The following is an 18,935-nucleotide window of genomic DNA, read 5'->3' as shown; positions in this document are numbered from 1 at the left end:
ATCCTGAAAAAGCCCGCATCATCTTGTAAAATCTTAACGATATGACAAAATATATCATCACCCTTACGATTGTGGTTTTTGCTTTTGTAAACATGATCGCCCTTAGGCAGGAACGCACCATAACCGGAACTGTAACTGCTGCCGATGACAACTCTCCCCTACCCGGTGTAAATGTACTGGTAAAAGGAACTAAATCCGGCACCATTACCGACAGCAATGGCACGTATAATCTCAAAGTTTCGGGCGACAAAGTTGTACTGGTTTTTAGCTATATCGGATACACTACACAAGAAATTAAAGCCGGAACCAAAACCAAAATAGATGCAAAACTTTCTCCGGATGTAAAGTCTTTGCAGGAAGTAACTGTAATTGGCTACGGAATACAACAAAAGCAGAATGTTACCGGCTCAATAGCCACAGCTAAACCAGGTAGAACCAATAAGAGTGCCCAGCCTCAAATGGACATGGCTTATGAAATGGCTCCTGCTCCTTTTCACTCGGCTCCTATGGACAGGGAAAAGAAAGAAGTGTTCAATACCGAAGAATATGATGCCATCCGGGAAAACGGGTTTAGAGAAGTTATAAAAAATCCGCTTTCTACCTTCTCTATTGACGTAGACGCCGCTTCTTACAGCAATATCCGCCGCTTTATCAGCCAGGGACAAATGCCTCCTAAAGATGCAGTACGGATTGAGGAAATGGTGAACTATTTTAATTACAATTATCCGCAGCCCAAAGGTAACGATCCGTTTACTGTAAATACAGAAATTTCTGAATGTCCCTGGAATAAAGAGCACCGCCTGGTACACATTGGTTTACAAGGGAAAAAAGTAGCCACTGAAAACCTGCCTGCCTCCAACCTGGTGTTTCTGATAGATGTTTCCGGTTCGATGAGCGATCCCCAGAAATTACCTTTGCTCAAATCTGCTTTTAGTATGCTGGTAGATGAGCTTCGTCCGCAGGATAAAGTAGCTATTGTGGTATATGCCGGAGCCGCCGGAATGGTGCTGCCTTCTACGAGTGGTGCCAATAAAGCGAAAATCCGGGAGGCACTGAGCGAACTTGAAGCTGGTGGTTCTACTGCCGGTGGCGAAGGAATTAAACTGGCTTATAAAATCGCTAAAGAAAATTTTGTTCAGGAAGGCAATAACCGGGTGATTCTGGCTACCGATGGCGATTTTAATGTAGGTGCTTCCAGCAATGCAGAAATGGAACGCCTGATCGAGGAAAAACGGGAAACTGGTGTATTCCTGACGGTGCTTGGTTTTGGCATGGGCAATTATAAGGATTCCAAAATGGAAATTCTGGCTAACAAAGGAAATGGAAATTATGCCTACATAGACAATATGATGGAAGCCAGGAAAGTGCTGGTAAATGAATTTGGTGGCACTTTGTTTACCATTGCCAAAGACGTAAAATTGCAGCTTGAATTTAATCCGGCCAAAGTGAAAGCTTACCGCCTGATCGGGTATGAGAACCGGGTTTTACAGAACGAAGATTTTAACAATGATAAAAAAGATGCCGGCGAATTAGGTTCAGGACATACGGTTACGGCGTTGTACGAAATTATTCCAACTAGCCTGAAAGAAGTTACCCAGCCAGTTCCTGCGATTGATGACTTAAAATACCAGAAAAATAAAGTAGAGCCGGCCGCTTATCATTCAGGTGAATTAATGACCCTGAAACTGCGCTACAAACAGCCGGATGGACAGCAAAGCAAGCTGATTTCAAGCACTGTAAAAGACGAAAATATAAGTATTGCCAAGACCTCTGAAAATTTTAGGTTTTCGGCAGCGGTAGCTCAGTTTGGTATGTTGTTGCGTAATTCTGAGTTTAAAGGCACCAGCAATTATTTTGATGTAGTAGCCCTGGCTGAAGGTGCCAAAGGAATAGACAAAGAAGGCTACCGGGCTGAATTTATCAATATGGTTCGTTCCTGCCAGTGGATTGCCGGAAAATAGAGCTTAGTTGTTGGTTGATAGTTGTTAGAGTAAGTGTAAATGAAAATCCATTTTGAATAACCAACAACGAATTGATTGAAGTAGGTAGTTTATATTATAGCATAGTCTAACAAAAAGCCGGTCCTTTTTGAGAACCGGCTTTTTTATTAAATATCCCAATGCATCGAGATAAATAAGAATCTATTAATAGTTTCTGGCGTCCCCACTAGTAGAGAAGTTGCCACCCAGGGAAGACCCTGAATTACTGGAATCGGTGCTTCCGGAAGAATATCCTGTAGAACTCGCACCAGAACCAAGGCTGGAATTATCAGAACGTACATCGCTGGCAGTGCCAGTAACATCTTTCATGCTTTTTAACTGATTATACGTTTCCAGAGAAGACTGATATTGACGGTCTACTACCTGGCGGATTTCCGGAGGCAAATTGCCATTATCCAGAGCATCTTTATATGCTTTAATGGCCCATTCTTCTCCATAAATATTAGAGCCGATAATGGATTCTTCATCCCGGCCGGTAAAAGTAGATTTAATATCCATCCACTGGCGGTAAAATTTACCTTTCAGGGTGGTATCTCTTTCCATTTCGCCGCCATAGCTGCGGATAAATGTATTCAGTTCATTAGAAAAATCGGTACTCTGGCTGGCCAGTTTCCGGTAATATGCCTGGTATTCTGAATTTTTACTTTCTTTTACGGCTGTTTCGTAGCCTTCAATTCTGTCGTTTACAAATTCGGTAAGTTCCTGTAGAGTGTCTACAATGTTTTCGCTGGTGCTTGCCATAGCTTCATGAGGTTTTTAGGGTTGAACATCCGCTATATCGATATCCAAAAAAGGATACCATATAACTTTATTGATATGGTTTGAAACGATATTTTTTCAAAAGGGTTAGTTTATTTTGAAAAGATTTTGCCGGAGAAAACGTATCCTTTACTGAAGTAGAAGTTAAATTATTCCTTCTATAATTTTAACTATCAGTCGTTTCCGGATATTTTTTGAGCGCCTGCTTTTTCTATTCTTTGTAAAGATTGTAAGGTGGCTTTAATGCTCAGATCGTGCTGCCTTTCTCTGCTGATCGTGGCTGAGTGATCGCCTAACTGGGAACCATAATAGCCAAACTGGGCATGGTTTCCGCCTTCTATTTCTATAAATTGCGAATGAGATGGTAAATTCTTTTTATAGGCCATTACCTCTTCTACAGAAGCCACTCCATCCAGGCTCCCATAAATTTTAGTAACGTCCAGCGATAAGCCGGATAAATTCAATTCTCTGGGGTGGGAAGTGCCGATCAAAATCAGTCCTTGTAGTAATTGCGGGTGTTCAAAAGCAAACTGGGCGGCTTTAGCGGCTCCTAACGAATGCCCGCCTACTACCCATTGTTGCGGTATTTTGTTTTCTTTGATGAATTGTAAAGCTTTTTCATGGCCAAAGCTTGCCAGGCGAAAAGGCATTTTTACAATAATGGTGGTATACCCCTGCAAAGCTATGGCTCTGGCAAAAGGGGCATACGATTTAGCCGACACTAAAGCGCCTGGATAAAAGATAAATGTAAGCGGGCGGATATGTTGAGCTGGCGAAAAAGTAATAGATTCCTCAGTATTGCTCACTACCACCTGCTGATCACTGCTCATGATTGCTGCATCAACGCCTCTCACCTGGTACGAAACAACCAGCCATCCCATAAAAATACTCACCAGCGTAAACCAGACGAAGCGGATTTTATTGCGGATGGATAATCCGGCAGTCCACCTGAAAAACCGGACGAAAGGAGCTGAAATTGTCATAACAATATATCAGGAAAATTACTTCTCTGTGCTGGTATTATTTTCCTCCGGATTGCTTTTTAACTTAGGCTCCCGGCCATGATCTTTCAGTGCCTTTTGCAGCAAATATTCTATCTGTCCGTTCACACTGCGGAATTCATCTTCCGCCCATTTTTCGAGTTCTTTCAGGGTGTCCGGATTGATCCGCAGTACAAATGATTTCTTTTGTGCCATTCCCGGGGCAATCAGTTAATACATATTTTTATTAAATGGGAGAGCTTTTTGAATATCGAACGCCCAACAAAGAACAAGAAATGAAGAAGTGCTTATCTTCTGAATTCATTATTCCTTGTTGGCAATTCGACATTGTTGCAGATTTGGAGCCAAACGTCCAACTTCTATCCTCCCGCTTCTATTAATGATGCAAAGTACCTGCATTTAATATCGGATGTACCGCTTTTTCACCGCATAATACCACCAGTAAATTACTCACCATGGCTGCTTTTCTTTCTTCGTCCAGGTGCACAATTTCCTTTTCAGAAAGTTTGGCCAGGGCCATTTCCACCATTCCTACGGCTCCTTCCACGATCTGACGTCTGGCAGCTACTACGGCAATGGCCTGCTGGCGTTGTAACATGGCACCGGCAATTTCTGAAGCATAGGCCAGGTGGCTGATCCTGGCTTCGATTACAAAGATACCAGCCCTGGCCAGACGTACATTCAGTTCCATTTCGAGCAATTCATTCACTTTTTCAGCACCGGCACGCAAAGTTAATCCAGGCTCATGGTCATCATCGAAAGTGTCGTATGGAAATGCATTGGCCAGGTGCCTTACAGCCGCTTCGCTTTGCACCACTACAAACTGCTGGTAATCGTCTACTTCCAGAATGGCTTTGGCGGTATCCTGCACCTGCCAAACGATTACAGCGGCAATTTCTATTGGATTCCCAAGCTTATCATTTACCTTGAGCTGGCTGCCGTTCAGGTTACGTGCCCGCAGGGAAACGTTCTTTTTCACCAGAAAAGGATTCGCCCAGAAAAAGCCATAGTCTTTTACGGTGCCTTTGTACTCCCCAAACAAAATCAGCACTTTCGATTCATTGGGATTATTGATTATAAATCCGGCAGATAAAAACAACAATATCACTCCACTCACTACACTCGCAATAATACTGGCTTCCATCCTGCCTAACAGATTAAGCGCAGGAAACAGAATGGTAATTAATAATAAGGCTAAACAAACCACCAGCATGATATATGCTGACAATGGCCTAACGGTAGATTCTTGGATCATAGTAGTATAATTTGCTATCATTTTGATATCATAATACTACTAAAATAAATAATACCAGTCAAGCACTTGGCTCAGATATTTTTGGAGAGTCAACAAGCTCAGGAATTAGAGTAAGAATTAAGAAGGGCTTTTGAAGCTGAATTTGTATATTAGAAAAAGTTTGCGCTGCATTCGTGCAAACAAAGTATCCCACTTATCTGTTTAATTAATTCACCTCCTAAACCTATGAAGTTGAAACACATTTTAGTCGCTGTATTTACACTTGCCTTTTATGCCGCAATAGCCCAGCGCCCGGCAGCAGATCAATTAAGTACTAGTAAGGGCAATTTAAGCATTCAACCGGTGTTGCATGGCACTTTGGTACTCACCTGGAATAATCAGGTGATTTATGTAGATCCCTATGGAGGCGCAGCCGGATTTGAAGGTTTGCCTGCGCCGGATATGGTACTGATCACCGATATTCATGGAGATCACATGGACGTTAAAACCCTGCAAGCCCTGGACCTTTCCAAAGCAACAATGGTAGTGCCTCAGGCCGTAGCAGATTCTTTAGCGAAACATATCAAAAAAGAAGTAGTCGTAGTGAATAATGGAAAAACAACCAAACAGCTGGGTATTGATATCAAAGCAATTCCTATGTATAACCTTCCGGAAACAGCCGATTCCAGGCATACCAAAGGACGGGGTAATGGCTATGTGTTAACCATTGGCGGAAAAAATATCTATATTTCCGGCGATACGGAGGATATTGAAGAAATGCGTGCGCTGAAAAATATTGATGTAGCCTTTGTATGTATGAACCTGCCCTATACGATGGATGTAAAACAGGCGGCCGATGCGGTTCTAGCTTTCAAACCGAAAGTGGTATATCCCTATCATTACCGGGGACAGGGAGGATTAGCTGATGTGAATTCTTTCCAGCAAACCGTGAATGCGGCAAATAAGCAGATAGAAGTGCGGCTCAGGAGTTGGTATCCACAACAATAAGTTTGTAGTTATTAGTATCTTATCTCTAGAAACATCAAAACCGCAAGCATACAAATCTTGCGGTTTTGATGTTTTATAAAACAGTTTAAATCGTACTACTTATTCTGGAATTACTGCATACCTCTTAATCTGTTCAGGGTTTCTTCCAGTACTTTGATTTTGACCTCGGCATCGGCTTTTTTCTGCCTTTCTGCGGCTACCACACTTTCTTTGGCATTTGCAACAAACCGCTCATTAGAAAGTTTTTTATCAACTGACTCCAGAAAGCCCTTAGCATATTCCAGCTCTTTTTCTATTTTTTCAAGCTCAGCTGCTACGTCCAGATCGCCTTCCAGAGGAATAAAAAACTCATCCCCCTTCACAACAAAATTAACCGCACCTTCTACCTTATCAGTTACAAACCGGATATCTGATACATTGGCCAGTTTCCGGATAACACCTCCGAATTTCTGGTATAAGTCCTGATTATTACACAAAACTAGTAAGTCAAGCGAAGTTTTAGGCGATAATCCTTTGGTGTCGCGGGTTTTACGGACCTGCCTGATGATGTCGAAAGCAATGGAAGCCTGTGCCGTTACAGATGTATCAGTTTTGCCCACCTTTGGCCAGGAAGCCACAATAATACAATCTTTATCTTCCCGTGGCCTGATCTCATGCCAGAGTTCTTCGGTAATAAAGGGCATAAAGGGATGAACTACTTTTAGTACCCGTTCAAAGAAATCAAGGGTAGCCTCATACGTAGCTTTGTCTATAGGCTGCTGATACGGCGGTTTTACCATTTCCAGGTACCAGTTGCAGAAATCTTCTTTAGCTAAGTCTTGCACGCTGAGTACAGCATCAGACATGCGGTATTTAGAGAAATGATCTTCTATTTCAGCCAGCGCTTCATTAAATCTGGCTTCAAACCATTGAATTGCTACCTGATTACTCTGGGCTTCTTGCGAGGTAGTTTCTGCTTTTACTTCCCATCCTTTTACCAGCCGGAAAGCATTCCAGATTTTTGTGGTAAAACTCCGGCCTTGTTCGCATAATTTCTCATCAAAGAGCAAATCGTTTCCGGCAGGCGAACTAAACAGCATACCAGTCCGGATTCCATCAGCCCCATATTTTTCGATCAGTTCCAGAGGATCAGGTGAATTTCCAAGTTGCTTTGACATTTTACGTCCTTCTTTGTCGCGTACAATACCAGTCAGGTATACATTCCGGAATGGCGCTTCTCCCTTATATTCGTATCCGGCAATGATCATTCTGGCAATCCAGAAAAACAGAATTTCCGGTGCCGACACCAGGTCATTAGTCGGATAATAATAGTTAATATCCGGGTTATCAGGATTTTTAAACCCATCAAATACCGTTATCGGCCACAGCCAGGATGAGAACCAGGTATCGAGTACATCCTCATCTTGGTTAAGGTCGTTAGGTGTTAATTGTTGGTTATTGGCTGTTTGTTTTGCTAATTCGAGCGCTTCTTCTGCATTTCTGGCCACTACAAAAGAGCCATCGGGCAGGTAATAGGCCGGAATCCGCTGCCCCCACCACAACTGCCTGGAAACACACCAGTCGTGTACATTTTCCATCCAGCTCCGATACATATTTTTAAACTTGGATGGATGCAAGCGTATGGTATCGTTCATCACATTTTCTAGGGCTGGCTTTGAAATTTCGCTCAGTTTCAAAAACCACTGTAGGGATAATTTCGGTTCGATTACCGCATTGGTACGCTCAGAATAGCCTATATTACTTTTGTATTCTTCAACTTTTTCTATCTGCCCGGCAGTTTCCAGGTCAGCAGCAATCTTTTTACGCACCGCAAACCGGTCCATACCTACATAAATCTGTGCATTGGCATTCAAAGTACCATCGTCGTTGAGAATATCTACTACCGGCAGTTTGTGTTTCAGGCCAAGTTCATAGTCATTCAGGTCATGGGCAGGTGTTACTTTCAGGCAGCCGGTTCCAAAATCCATCGTCACATATTCGTCCAGTATGATCGGAATTTCTTTGTTGATGAGCGGAATCAGTACTTTTTTGCCATGCAGGTGGAAATACCGCTTGTCATTGGGGTTAATACAAACGGCAGTGTCTGCCATGATCGTTTCCGGCCTCGTAGTGGCAATGGTTACATAGCTGCCGGTTGTTGATTGTTGATTGTCTGCAAGCTGATACCGGATGTAATACAGTTTGGATTGAACATCTTTATAAATAACCTCTTCATCGGAAAGGGCAGTTTTTCCCTGGGGGTCCCAGTTGACCATTCGAATACCCCGGTAAATATGGCCTTTTTTATAGAGGTCTACGAATACACCGATTACTGACTCAGTCATTACGTCTTCCATCGTAAACCGGGTACGGTCCCAGTCGCAGGAAGCACCTAATTTTTTGAGCTGCTGCAAAATAATTCCGCCATATTTCTCTTTCCATTCCCAGGCATATTTCAAGAACTCCTCCCTGGAAATATCCTTTTTAGAAATGCCTCTTTCTTTCAGCATAGCCACCACTTTGGCTTCTGTAGCGATAGAAGCATGATCGGTTCCGGGCACCCACAGCGCTTCTTTTCCTTCCATACGTGCTTTGCGGACCAGTACATCCTGGATAGTATTATTGAGCATATGCCCCATGTGTAAAACCCCGGTTACATTGGGCGGAGGAATCACAATGGTATAGGGCTCTTTATCCGGGTTGGGCGAAGAAGCAAAAAATTTATGGTCCAGCCAGTATTGGTACCATTTATCTTCAACAGTAGCCGGATTATAGGTTTTGGATAGTTCCGTCAGCATAGGCAATAAGAATAAACTGCAAAACTAAGCTATCTTTTACATTTTAACAGATAGCAGCTTACATACTTTTCAATTTCTTTGTATATTTTGAGATATGTCAAAAACAGAAACAAAAAAACTTCTCAAAAAATGGGAAGTTTATAAGTTAAACCGGCTCATTTTCCTGTTAAGTGGCTTTCCATCTTTTCTCGCCGGCCTGGATCTATTAGATCAGGGAAACTATCTTTTTGGAGGCTTGTATCTGGTGGCCGGGTGTATTTTTATAATTGCCGCCTTTCTCGTCCAGCGTTTAAAATCCTCTCACCTGGATGCGCTTCAACTTACCGGCGTTCTCGTCCTTTTCATTACCAGCATTGATTTGTACCTGCAACACAAAAGATATTTGCCTGCAGTGTATATTCTGTCCGCTCTAATCAGCCTTTGGGCTTTCTGGTATGGTAAAAAGAAAGCGAAAGAAAAAGCCATCATACCTACAGCACTTCCAGAAACGAATCCTGCTGAATAAAAATATTCTTCAGTTAAGCGAACGAAGATAGATTCCTCTCTCCTCTTCTGTGATTTATTCTTTTGGCGTTAAGTGCCTGATCACCCGGCAAGGATTTCCGGCAGCAAACACATCAGAGGGAATATCTTTGGTAACCACACTGCCTGCTCCGATAATGGTACGGTCACCAATGGTAACGCCCGGACAGATCACGGCACTGCCTCCTACCCATACATCTTCGCCAATGGTAATAGGTTTGGCATATTCTACTCCGGATGATCTTTCTTTATGATCCATAGGGTGGGTAGCTGTATAAATCTGAACATTCGGGCCAAATAAGGTCCGGCTGCCGATCTTCACATAGGTTACATCCAGCACGACACAGTTAAAATTGAAAAATACTTTTTCGCCTACAATCATATAACTTCCATAGTCGCAATAGAACGGCGGCTGCAACCATAAACCTGTTCCTGCATTGGGAATTAAGTCCTTTAAAATACGGGTGCGCTCTTCAATCTGATCTTCTCTGGTGTCATTCAATTCCTTGATAAGCAACCTGGTACGCAGGCGCTCATCAACCAGTACTTTGTCCAGTGGATCATACAATTCTCCGTCCAGCATTTTTTGTTTTTCTGTTTTCATGGTAAGGATAGTTGGAGTAAAGAAATAGGTAAAAGAGGCTGCAATATAGGTTTTTGCTTCTTATATCCATTATACAAACCAGGTAAATAAGCGAACTGCCACTTATGAAAAAACTACTGAAAGTACATCATCAAACCTATTTATATAATGTACCTGCATGCCCTCCCGGATATATGAAGGCAGTTCCTCATAATCTTTCTGATTGTCTTTGGGTAAAATAATTTCACGGACACCCACCCTGCGGGCGGCAATGGTTTTTTCCCTTACCCCTCCGATAGGCAATACTTTTCCGGTAAGTGTAAGTTCTCCGGTCATGGCCAGTTGCCTGGGCAAAGCCTGATGGGTAGCCAGGGAATACAATGCCAAGGCCATGGTTACTCCGGCAGAAGGCCCATCTTTAGGAGTGGCACCAGCCGGTACATGCAAGTGAATGATATGTTCATCGAAGAAGTCTTTTATGCCATCCGTATTTCTGGCCCGGATATATGAATAGGCGATTTCTGCCGACTCCTGCATGACTTTACCCAGCTGTCCGGTTTGTTTAAATCCACCAGTGTTGCTCTTAATGGCATTGGCTTCAATGTATAAAGTCGTGCCACCCATGGGCGTATAGGCCAGTCCTAATACCACACCGGGTATATCCTGGTTATATAATTCTTCTGTGGAATAAATGGGTTTGCCCAGATAATCTGCCGTATTTTCTGGTGTCACCACAAAAGTCTGGTTTTCCCCTTCTGCCAGGCGGAGCGTAACATGGCGCATAATTTTTTTCAACTGGTTTTCCAGGTTCCGTACACCGGCTTCTCTGGCATAACGGTCAATAATGTAGGCTAGGGCTTCATCGGTAACCGTAACTTCTTGTGGCGACAACCCATGTTCTTCCCTTTGTCTCGGCAATAAAAAACGTTTGGCAATGGCCAGTTTTTCTTCCAGAATATAGCCGGATAAATGAATAATTTCCATGCGGTCGAGCAGTGGACCTGGAATAGTATCCAGCTGGTTGGCCGTAGCTATAAAAAGTACATTCGACAGATCAAACCGGACATCCAGGTAATGGTCGAGAAAATTATTATTCTGTTCCGGATCGAGCACTTCCAGCAAAGCAGACCCAGGATCGCCCTGGTAACTCACGCCCATTTTATCGAGTTCATCCAGCATAATAACCGGATTAGCCGTTCCGGTACGGCGGAGGCTTTCGATGAGTTTTCCTGGCATAGCTCCAATATAGGTCCGGCGGTGGCCTTTAATTTCGGCCTCATCCCGCATTCCTCCTACCGAAAAGCGGAAAAATGTACGGCCCAATGCAGCAGCAATCGATTTGCCGATAGACGTTTTGCCAACGCCCGGAGGACCGACCAGTAATATATTGGAACCAGTGAGTTTTCCCCGGCGGATAATGGTGCTGATAAATTCCAGAATTCTTTCTTTTACATCTTCCAGTCCATAATGATCCTGATCAAGAATAGCTCTGGCCTGCTTGATATCCGACACATCCGGTGAATATACTCCCCAGGGCAGATCCGTAAGCACTTCCAGGTACGTACGGCTCACATTGAATTCGGGAGAAGTGGGTTCCAGCATCTGCAGCCTGTCCATTTCGCTGCGTACTATTATTGAGGCTTCCTCCGACAACTGAATTTTTTGTAGCTTCTGCTCTATTTTCTCAATTTCTACCGCTTTTCCATCTTTCTCAATTCCCAGTTCCTGTTTAATTACTTTTAACTGCTGCCGTAACAAAAATTCCTTTTGATGCTTACTCATCTGTTCTTCCACCTGGCTTTTGATCTTCTGCTGTAATTGCAGCAATTCCTTTTCCGCTTTCAGCAAGAGGATCACCTTATAACCTCTTTCATATAGGTCAAATGCCTCTATAATTTCCTGCAATTTTTCTGTGTTGGCAGAAAGCATAGAGGTCACTACATCCATCAGCAAACCCGGCTTTTCAAAAGTCATCTGCGATAGAAGCGTTTTTAATTGCTCCTGAAAGATCGGATTTAATACCAGAACATCTCTGACAGAAGAAATTATGGCCATGGAGTAAGCCTTGAGTTCTTCGCTTGCTTTCCCTTCCGGATCAGTATGGTATTTTACTTCCCACCGGATGGTTTCTCCATTGGAGATGATAGCTCGTTTACAGGAAAACCGGTTAATGCCCTGTACAAATACCTGCATAGTGTCTCCACCGATGTGCTTTACTTTGAGTATCCGTAATGTAGTGCCGATATTATAGAGGGCAGAGTTAAAAATATTATTTTCGTCGATTTCCAGGGTGAGTACGGCTCCCAATACGGCAGGGTGTTTTTCCTGCGCCTGGCGGATGGCTTCTACATATTTTTTGCCTGTAAAAATTAATGGTAAGGTAATTCCGGGAAAAACAGGGCTTTCCACAATTGGAATGATTGTCAGGTGGTCTGGTAAAACTTCTGATACCAATACCAGATCATTGGGTCTTACTTCAGTATCTATAACTTCTTCTTCAGCCATAACATAAACAAAATGATTGTACATAAAACATGATGTACTGACCAGCAGATGGCTATACCCAGTACTTAACACAATTACAAGTTTGCTAAAATGAGTAAACCAGGCATATTATAAAAAGTTAGCTTCTTGTTTGAATTTTTCTGAATAATCCATAAAAACGGATTCAATGCTGCCCGGATAGAAACGCAGGCATATACGCTCCCTATAGATAAGTGTTGGTTATTCTGCATAATATTCTATTGGTAAAGGAACAGGAGAAATGGCCAGGTCAGAAAAAATAAAAAATAATAATACGAAATTATTGTATAATTACGAATATTTCGTATTATTACATAATATTCATATATTACTATAAAATTCATTCTTATGGAAAAGTTAACCCCTTCTGAAGAACAAGCCATGCGGGCCGTCTGGAAAGCCGGTGAAGCGCATGTGAAGGTATTTTTAGATCAGATACCTCCACCCAAACCACCTTACACCACACTTGCTTCTACCATTAAAAACCTGGAAAAAAAAGGCTATTTATCCAGCCGTTTGGTGGGAAACACTTATTTGTACCAGCCACTGATTAGTGAAGAAGAATATAAGGCTAAATTTTTAAGTGGTGTAGTGCAAAATTATTTTGAGAGTTCTTACAAGAATATGGTCAGCTTTTTTGTCGAACAGCAAAAGTTGTCGGCTAAAGAGTTGCAGGAAATTATTGACATGATCGAAGGGAGAAAATAAAATTATCCGCTTATGACTGACATATTCTTTTATAGCATCAAGGTAGCACTCTGCCTGGGAATAGTGTATTTATTTTATATAGTGGCATTACGCAGGCTAACTTTTTATACGGCCAACCGGTGGTTTTTAGGGACAGGTTCTGTATTGGCTTTATTTATTCCGCTTGCCAGTTATATCCCTTTCCTACAAATCAGGGAAGTGAATAACGTTCCATCAATAAACGCTCTCCTAGGATGGAATAAGGTTCAGGTTTTATTATTAGATCCCAGCCAGTCAAATTCCTTCTGGCAGGATGGTGTAAACCTGATTTCAATCATTTTTCTGGTAGGAACTGCGATTCTTGGAAGCAAACTACTGATGCAGCTGGTGGCTTTTTACCGCATCCGGCACTCGGCAAGCTTGCTAAAAGATGGTGCTGTAAAGATTTACCAGGTAAACAAACCGATTGCTCCCTTTTCATTTGGAAACCATATATTTCTCAATCAACAATTACTGGAACCGTATGAAATCAGGCAGGTGATAGACCATGAACAGGTACATGTGCGGCAAAAACATACCCTGGATGTGCTGTGGATGGAATGCCTGCTGGTATTCAACTGGTACAATCCCTTTGCCTGGCTGTTGAAACAAGCTGTCCGTGAAAACCTGGAGTTTATTGTAGACCGGGAAGTTCTTCTGCAAGACTATAGTGACAAAAAAGGCTACCAATATCTTTTGTTAAAGATCATAGGTCTGTCCAATGTATCCATTGCCAATCCTTTTAATATTTCTTCACTTAAAACCAGAATCCATATGATGAACCGAAAACCAAGTAATGCAGGTGCCAGAGGAATATACTTCCTAGTATTACCTATGCTGATTTTACTAACATTTACTTTCTGTAACAGAAACCAGGAAGATGCATCACCTGTTAAAACAGCAAAAGGCCTTAGAGAAACCCAATTAAATCAGAATCTTATAGAAAAGAATATGCAAATAAACAAGATAAATGTACAGCCTGATAGCCTGTTTACAGTAGAATTAGGATCGGGCAAAAAGGAAAAGTATAATTTATCTGATAAAAAAGATGACGATTTATTTGAAGTACGGTATGATCAACTGCCTCCCCCTCCGCCTCCGATAGTAATAAAACCTTTAGGAAATAATGTATTTGAAGTAGATTATAACACAGGAAAAAAAGAAACATACAACCTCAATAATAAATCAGAGGCAGAAATATTCAGAAAGAAAGTCCCCCCTCCACAGACACCGGTACCAGCAAGCAAAGACATAGATGGAGAATAAGAAGCCTACTAATAGAGAAATTGCAAGCACTGAAGATATTTATCTCTTTTGCTTGCAATTTCTCTATTAGTAGGCTTATAAAAATGTCATAAAAACCTGGCTTTTCTAATAAACCAGGTTAGTATTGATTAGCGAATCAACTCACATTACTGAAGCAAAGCCAGCATATGTTTGCCAGCCCGTGCCCGGAGTTTACGTAAAGCTCCTTCTTTAATCTGCCTGATACGTTCGTGGCTTACGCCCATATTTTCGGCAATATCTTCAATCGTCTGGTTGTATTCATAGCCTACGCCAAACAAGCGGCATATCACTTCTTTTTCCTTTTCTGTTAAGGTAGACAGAATACGCTCCAGTTCGATCCGGAGAGATTCTTTACCAGACAAGGGTGCATCCGTAGGCAGTTCATCCGGATTTTCCATTACATCAAGCAATGAACCACTGTCTTCTTCGCCCAGAGGGGCATCCAGTGATGACTGCCGGATAGAAGCTGTATTCGCTGATTTGATATCATCTACCTGTAGTCCCAGAAAGTCGGCCAGTTCTTCATTAGTGGGTTCACGCTCAAATTTTTGCTCCATGGCAGAAACAGCATTACTGATTTTAGAAAGTTCGCCTACTTTATTTGCAGGAACCCGTACGATTCTGGAATGCTTGTCGAGTGAATCCATAATCGACTGACGAATCCACCAGACGGCATAGGAGATAAACTTGAAGCCTTTGGTTTCATCGAACATTTTAGCAGCTTTAATCAGCCCAACATTCCCCTCATTAATTAAATCATTGAGTGGCACCTTGCTATGGTGGTATTGCTTGGCAACTGACACCACAAACCGCAGATTCGCTTTCACCAGTTTTTCCAATGCCACCTGGTCGCCTAATTTTATTCTACGAGCCAGTTCTGTTTCCTCAGCTGGTGTAAGCAATTCAACCCGGGCAATGTCATTAAAATATTTTTCAATGGTCGCACTGTCACGGTTAGTTATCAGGTTATTTATTTTTAACTGTCTCATATCTGTAATACTTATTCATTTCAATATTTTATCATTCTCCCTTTTTTCTCATGCGCTTTCAAACATCCTGATGCAGGAAGCAAGGCTATTAACTAGCCTATCAATGCAGTAAAAACGGGGAAGCCGGGTTATATTACTAGTGAGGATGAGTAACTTTTAAAAAAGGCGTTTATTTGTTTTATCAATGCCTAAAATCCTCCAATTGCTTACGAAAAGCTATTAAAACCCTTTCTTATATAGATACAAAATTGCATCAAGAAAAGTTTAGTAAAATTAACTTTTTTATTAATTAAATACTTAAAAATTTAATTAATAAGTATTTAACTATCAACATCTTACAGTTAATATTATAAATTATTTGCCATAGATCATACCGAAAGCAGATTTTATCTTTTCTGCGTTTCATACGACAAAATGCTGGCTTAATACCTGATTTTCACCAGTCAAATAAAAGTGCATGCATATTTGATTTTCTTTTCGCTACTTCAGCTGTAATGGCCTTTTCAAGCTTTTTCGCTAAGAATACTTTGGTATTACATAACTCTCTATTAAACCCATACTAACCATGTTTTCACGTTGCCTCCTCATTTCTCTTGCGCTGCTTATAAGCCATATTGCCGCTGCGCAGCAAGCAAAAAAAAACAGTATTGATCTGGGCAAAGTACTGGATGGCAAAGCATTTAAGGTAGTGAACCGGAGTGCAAGCAAGGTTAGCGAAGGCAAATACCAGGCTATTCATCTGGATGCACGAGCCAGTGATGGCGTACTCTGGCTGGATAATATAAGCTTTTCTGGAGGCACAATCGAATGTGACATCAAAGGCAAAGATGAATTTCAGAAAAGTTTTGTGGGCATTGCTTTTTTTGGCCAGAATGATGCCACCTACGAGGGTATTTATTTCCGCCCTTTCAACTTTCAGGCACAGGATTCCCTGAGAAAGATGCATGCGGTGCAATATATTTTTCATCCGGAGTTTACATGGGACAAGCTCCGCAAGGAATACCCTGAAGTGTATGAAAATCCGGTGCAGCCCGTTCCTGACCCCAATGGATGGTTTCATGTGCGGATTGAAGTTAACAGCCCTGATGTGCGTGTATTTGTGAATGATGCCAAAGAACCTAGCCTGGGGGTAAAGCAGCTCAGCAAAAATACCAGTGGTAAAATAGGCTTATGGGTAGGCAATCAATCAGAAGGTGATTTTGCTAATCTGGTGATAAGCCCGGCAAAGGAAAGCAAGCGGAATTAACTGCGTTTAACCCTATTAATAAACCTTTTACGCATGAAAATTACTTTCACATGCATGAAAGCCATTGGCAAGGTTATCTGCCTGGTAATATTGTTTTTCTATCCGGCTTTACTATTCTCACAGGAGAAACTTTTAGGGGAAATTACAGAAATACGTGATCTCTCCTATGTTATTGGAAAAACTGATACTTCCGGCAAACGGAAACTGAACCTGGTACTGCCCAAAGCCCAAAAGGATGCTCCGCTGCTGATCTGGATTGGCGGAGGTGCCTGGTCGTATGTAGACCGGAATCAGGAAATGGAACTTTGCAAAAAAATAGCCAAAGAAGGCATCGCCGTAGCCTCCGTCGGACATAGCTTGAGTCCGGCCACCTGGAAAGATCCCAAATATAATACCGGTATCCAGCATCCGGAACACATCAAAGACGTAGCCATGGCCTTCAAATGGCTCTATGACCATGCAGCCGAATACGGATATTCTCCCAGCAATATATTTGTAGGCGGCTTTTCTTCCGGCGGACACCTGGCCGCTTTGTTGAGTATGGATGAGCGCTATCTGAAAAATTATGGGCTTTCTGCATCGAATATCCGGGGCATTCTGCCCATAGGCGGAACCTATGACATTGCCCATTATTATCAGATATTATCGGCTAGTGACAAAAAACTGGCTGATTCGCATGTGAAGGGTGTATTTGGCTCCACAGAACAAGAATGGCTGGATGCTTCTCCTACCCATTATATGCAACATCTGCGGGTACCCATGCTGCTCATCTCTGAATCTAATACTTACCCGTATGCTACTTTTTTTGAAGAGAAAATCCGCCAGTCCGGATTTAAAAAAATGGAAGTACACCATTTTCAGGAAATGACCCATGGCGGCTTGTGGAAGCATATGTCTTTTCAAGATCAAAGTAAATACCGGGATGTGTTGATACAATTTATCCAGTCACAGGCGCAACCGGCACAGGAGTCCCGCAATTGATTTTTTCCTAAGCTACCCTTTTATGAAATCCTTTAGCCAACTATTCACCAGAAAAAAACCTGCGGTCTATCATCCTTCCAGAAGAAGTGCCTTATTGAAGCTTTCGCTGGGAGCAGGTGCTTTGTCGTTTGGTACACTGCCTCACTATGGATTCAGTACAGACAAACAGGAACAAGTACAAAAAAAACTGGGCATTGCATTGGTAGGCTTAGGAAATTACAGCACCCAGCAACTGGCACCAGCCCTACAGGAAACCAAGTTATGTAGTCTGGCAGGCATTGTTACTGGCTCGCCGGAAAAGGCCAAAGCATGGGCACAGAAATACAGTATTCCACAGAAAAACATTTATAATTACCACAATTTCGATACGATCAAAAACAACCCGGATATTGACATTGTATATGTAGTATTACCCAATGCCATGCATGCCGAGTATACCATCCGGGCGGCACAGGCTGGCAAACATGTGATCTGCGAAAAACCGATGGCCCTTTCAGTAAAAGAAGGACAGGAAATGATTGATGCCTGCCAGAAAGCCGGCCGCCTGTTATCTGTCGGATACAGATTATATTTTGAACCTCATCACCTGGAAGTTCGCCGGCTGGGACTGGAAAAAGTATATGGAGAAATAAAAATGATTGAAGCCAGCCTGGGCTTTTCTATGGCCAATCCTAACTCATGGCGGCTGGATAAAAAACTGGGCGGAGGCGGCGCCATTGTAGATTTAGGGTTGTATGCCATTCAGGGAGCCCGGCGTGTTACCGGACGGGAACCAACCAGTGTACGTGCCCAGGCGTTTACCATAGATAAAACTGTATTCAAAGGCATTCCCGAAACCGTGTTCTGGCAAATGGAATTTCCTGGTGGCATTTTATCCAATTCCAGTACTACCTACACCTCCTATGTAGACCGTTTGTATGCCACTGCTCAACGGGGCTGGTTTGGGTTAATGCCTGCTTTTAATGCCCTAGGTCAGCAAGGGAATACATCTGATGGGCCTATTTCTTTTAAAGTTCCTGCCTATCAGCAAATTGCCCAGATGGATGATTTCGCCGATTGTATTCTTAATAACCGTAAATCTATTGTTTCCGGCGAAGAAGCCCTGAAAGATATCCGGGTACTGGAAGCTATTTTTCAATCCATTGAAAGCCGGCAGGAAGTAAGGCTTGCGTAATAGCTTTTCTTAAACCCGGTCTTCACTTCAGGCCCTCTTTTTATACCCGGCAGTTGAATTTGCATATTTATAACAGAAATTTTGGATGAATAAAGATGGGATTAGAACCTATCATTATTCATCTA

At 42.3% G+C, this 18,935-nt stretch carries 16 protein-coding genes; 8 read left to right on the top strand and 8 right to left on the bottom strand.

Annotated features, from left to right (window positions below):
* Positions 1–41: 41 nt before the first annotated feature.
* Positions 42–1,961, top strand: a complete 1,920-nt coding sequence (locus GXP67_RS28820; protein WP_162446343.1) for a vWA domain-containing protein — start codon at positions 42–44, stop codon at positions 1,959–1,961.
* 183 nt (positions 1,962–2,144) lie between these two features.
* On the opposite strand, the gene GXP67_RS28815 is transcribed toward GXP67_RS28820, so the two are convergent.
* The 4 genes from GXP67_RS28815 to GXP67_RS28800 form a co-directional block, all read right to left on the bottom strand.
* A complete protein-coding gene (locus tag GXP67_RS28815; protein ID WP_162446342.1) occupies positions 2,145–2,741 on the bottom strand; it encodes a ferritin-like domain-containing protein in 597 nt (198 codons plus the stop codon).
* 191 nt (positions 2,742–2,932) lie between these two features.
* Positions 2,933–3,742: an alpha/beta fold hydrolase gene (locus GXP67_RS28810; RefSeq protein WP_162446341.1), complete on the bottom strand. Its 810-nt coding sequence runs from the start codon at positions 3,740–3,742 to the stop codon at positions 2,933–2,935.
* Positions 3,743–3,760: 18 nt separating this feature from the next.
* On the bottom strand, positions 3,761–3,955 hold the full coding sequence (locus GXP67_RS28805) for a type II toxin-antitoxin system antitoxin (RefSeq protein ID WP_162446340.1): 195 nt from the start codon (positions 3,953–3,955) through the stop codon (positions 3,761–3,763).
* Between the two features lie 181 nt (positions 3,956–4,136).
* Positions 4,137–5,015 (bottom strand): SPFH domain-containing protein, encoded by an 879-nt coding sequence (locus GXP67_RS28800; protein WP_162446339.1) that lies wholly within the window; start codon positions 5,013–5,015, stop codon positions 4,137–4,139.
* A 225-nt stretch (positions 5,016–5,240) separates the two neighbouring features.
* Between GXP67_RS28800 and GXP67_RS28795 the strand changes: the two genes are divergently transcribed.
* The gene (locus GXP67_RS28795; RefSeq protein ID WP_162446338.1) at positions 5,241–6,002 is read left to right on the top strand and encodes an MBL fold metallo-hydrolase; all 762 of its coding nucleotides are present in this window, start codon (positions 5,241–5,243) and stop codon (positions 6,000–6,002) included.
* Positions 6,003–6,112: 110 nt separating this feature from the next.
* Here GXP67_RS28795 and GXP67_RS28790 read toward each other — a convergent pair whose 3' ends face one another.
* On the bottom strand, positions 6,113–8,779 hold the full coding sequence (locus GXP67_RS28790; protein WP_162446337.1) for a valine--tRNA ligase: 2,667 nt from the start codon (positions 8,777–8,779) through the stop codon (positions 6,113–6,115).
* A gap of 94 nt (positions 8,780–8,873) precedes the next feature.
* Between GXP67_RS28790 and GXP67_RS28785 the strand changes: the two genes are divergently transcribed.
* Positions 8,874–9,284: a hypothetical protein gene (locus tag GXP67_RS28785; protein ID WP_162446336.1), complete on the top strand. Its 411-nt coding sequence runs from the start codon at positions 8,874–8,876 to the stop codon at positions 9,282–9,284.
* Between the two features lie 54 nt (positions 9,285–9,338).
* On the opposite strand, the gene GXP67_RS28780 is transcribed toward GXP67_RS28785, so the two are convergent.
* Positions 9,339–9,905, bottom strand: coding sequence for a sugar O-acetyltransferase (locus GXP67_RS28780; protein WP_162446335.1), 567 nt, complete (start codon positions 9,903–9,905; stop codon positions 9,339–9,341).
* Between the two features lie 102 nt (positions 9,906–10,007).
* The gene (gene lon / locus GXP67_RS28775; RefSeq protein ID WP_162446334.1) at positions 10,008–12,389 is read right to left on the bottom strand and encodes an endopeptidase La; all 2,382 of its coding nucleotides are present in this window, start codon (positions 12,387–12,389) and stop codon (positions 10,008–10,010) included.
* Positions 12,390–12,755: 366 nt separating this feature from the next.
* Here lon and GXP67_RS28770 point away from each other — a divergent pair, with 366 nt between their 5' ends.
* On the top strand, positions 12,756–13,115 hold the full coding sequence (locus tag GXP67_RS28770; protein ID WP_162446333.1) for a BlaI/MecI/CopY family transcriptional regulator: 360 nt from the start codon (positions 12,756–12,758) through the stop codon (positions 13,113–13,115).
* 12 nt (positions 13,116–13,127) lie between these two features.
* Positions 13,128–14,399 carry a M56 family metallopeptidase gene (locus GXP67_RS28765; RefSeq protein ID WP_162446332.1) on the top strand — a complete coding sequence of 424 codons (1,272 nt, stop codon included), beginning with the start codon at positions 13,128–13,130 and terminating at the stop codon, positions 14,397–14,399.
* Between the two features lie 146 nt (positions 14,400–14,545).
* Here GXP67_RS28765 and GXP67_RS28760 read toward each other — a convergent pair whose 3' ends face one another.
* Positions 14,546–15,409, bottom strand: coding sequence for a sigma-70 family RNA polymerase sigma factor (locus GXP67_RS28760; protein ID WP_162446331.1), 864 nt, complete (start codon positions 15,407–15,409; stop codon positions 14,546–14,548).
* Between the two features lie 565 nt (positions 15,410–15,974).
* Here GXP67_RS28760 and GXP67_RS28755 point away from each other — a divergent pair.
* Genes GXP67_RS28755 through GXP67_RS28745 form a run of 3 tightly spaced genes read left to right on the top strand, consistent with a single transcriptional unit; the run spans position 15,975 to position 18,810 of the window.
* Entirely contained in the window at positions 15,975–16,655 is a 681-nt protein-coding gene (locus tag GXP67_RS28755) for a 3-keto-alpha-glucoside-1,2-lyase-like domain-containing protein (RefSeq protein WP_162446330.1), read from the top strand.
* A 33-nt stretch (positions 16,656–16,688) separates the two neighbouring features.
* Positions 16,689–17,636, top strand: coding sequence for an alpha/beta hydrolase (locus GXP67_RS28750; protein WP_162446329.1), 948 nt, complete (start codon positions 16,689–16,691; stop codon positions 17,634–17,636).
* Positions 17,637–17,658: 22 nt separating this feature from the next.
* Complete coding sequence (locus tag GXP67_RS28745) at positions 17,659–18,810, top strand: Gfo/Idh/MocA family protein (RefSeq protein WP_162446328.1); 1,152 nt, start codon at positions 17,659–17,661, stop codon at positions 18,808–18,810.
* The last annotated feature ends 125 nt before the right edge of the window (positions 18,811–18,935 follow it).

The sequence above is a fragment of the Rhodocytophaga rosea genome (genome assembly GCF_010119975.1).
GTDB classification, from domain to species: domain Bacteria; phylum Bacteroidota; class Bacteroidia; order Cytophagales; family 172606-1; genus Rhodocytophaga; species Rhodocytophaga rosea.
Note: the sequence above shows the minus strand (reverse complement) of the source record. Positions and strands in the feature narration are given on the sequence as shown.

Excerpts from the sequence above, each read along its gene's own strand:
- GXP67_RS28820 (WP_162446343.1), top strand. The coding sequence starts at position 42 with ATGACAAAATATATCATCACCCTTACGATTGTGGTTTTTGCTTTTGTA.
- GXP67_RS28815 (WP_162446342.1), bottom strand. The coding sequence starts at position 2,741 with ATGGCAAGCACCAGCGAAAACATTGTAGACACTCTACAGGAACTTACC.
- GXP67_RS28810 (WP_162446341.1), bottom strand. The coding sequence starts at position 3,742 with ATGACAATTTCAGCTCCTTTCGTCCGGTTTTTCAGGTGGACTGCCGGA.
- GXP67_RS28805 (WP_162446340.1), bottom strand. The coding sequence starts at position 3,955 with ATGGCACAAAAGAAATCATTTGTACTGCGGATCAATCCGGACACCCTG.
- GXP67_RS28800 (WP_162446339.1), bottom strand. The coding sequence starts at position 5,015 with ATGATCCAAGAATCTACCGTTAGGCCATTGTCAGCATATATCATGCTG.
- GXP67_RS28795 (WP_162446338.1), top strand. The coding sequence starts at position 5,241 with ATGAAGTTGAAACACATTTTAGTCGCTGTATTTACACTTGCCTTTTAT.
- GXP67_RS28790 (WP_162446337.1), bottom strand. The coding sequence starts at position 8,779 with ATGCTGACGGAACTATCCAAAACCTATAATCCGGCTACTGTTGAAGAT.
- GXP67_RS28785 (WP_162446336.1), top strand. The coding sequence starts at position 8,874 with ATGTCAAAAACAGAAACAAAAAAACTTCTCAAAAAATGGGAAGTTTAT.
- GXP67_RS28780 (WP_162446335.1), bottom strand. The coding sequence starts at position 9,905 with ATGAAAACAGAAAAACAAAAAATGCTGGACGGAGAATTGTATGATCCA.
- lon (WP_162446334.1), bottom strand. The coding sequence starts at position 12,389 with ATGGCTGAAGAAGAAGTTATAGATACTGAAGTAAGACCCAATGATCTG.
- GXP67_RS28770 (WP_162446333.1), top strand. The coding sequence starts at position 12,756 with ATGGAAAAGTTAACCCCTTCTGAAGAACAAGCCATGCGGGCCGTCTGG.
- GXP67_RS28765 (WP_162446332.1), top strand. The coding sequence starts at position 13,128 with ATGACTGACATATTCTTTTATAGCATCAAGGTAGCACTCTGCCTGGGA.
- GXP67_RS28760 (WP_162446331.1), bottom strand. The coding sequence starts at position 15,409 with ATGAGACAGTTAAAAATAAATAACCTGATAACTAACCGTGACAGTGCG.
- GXP67_RS28755 (WP_162446330.1), top strand. The coding sequence starts at position 15,975 with ATGTTTTCACGTTGCCTCCTCATTTCTCTTGCGCTGCTTATAAGCCAT.
- GXP67_RS28750 (WP_162446329.1), top strand. The coding sequence starts at position 16,689 with ATGAAAATTACTTTCACATGCATGAAAGCCATTGGCAAGGTTATCTGC.
- GXP67_RS28745 (WP_162446328.1), top strand. The coding sequence starts at position 17,659 with ATGAAATCCTTTAGCCAACTATTCACCAGAAAAAAACCTGCGGTCTAT.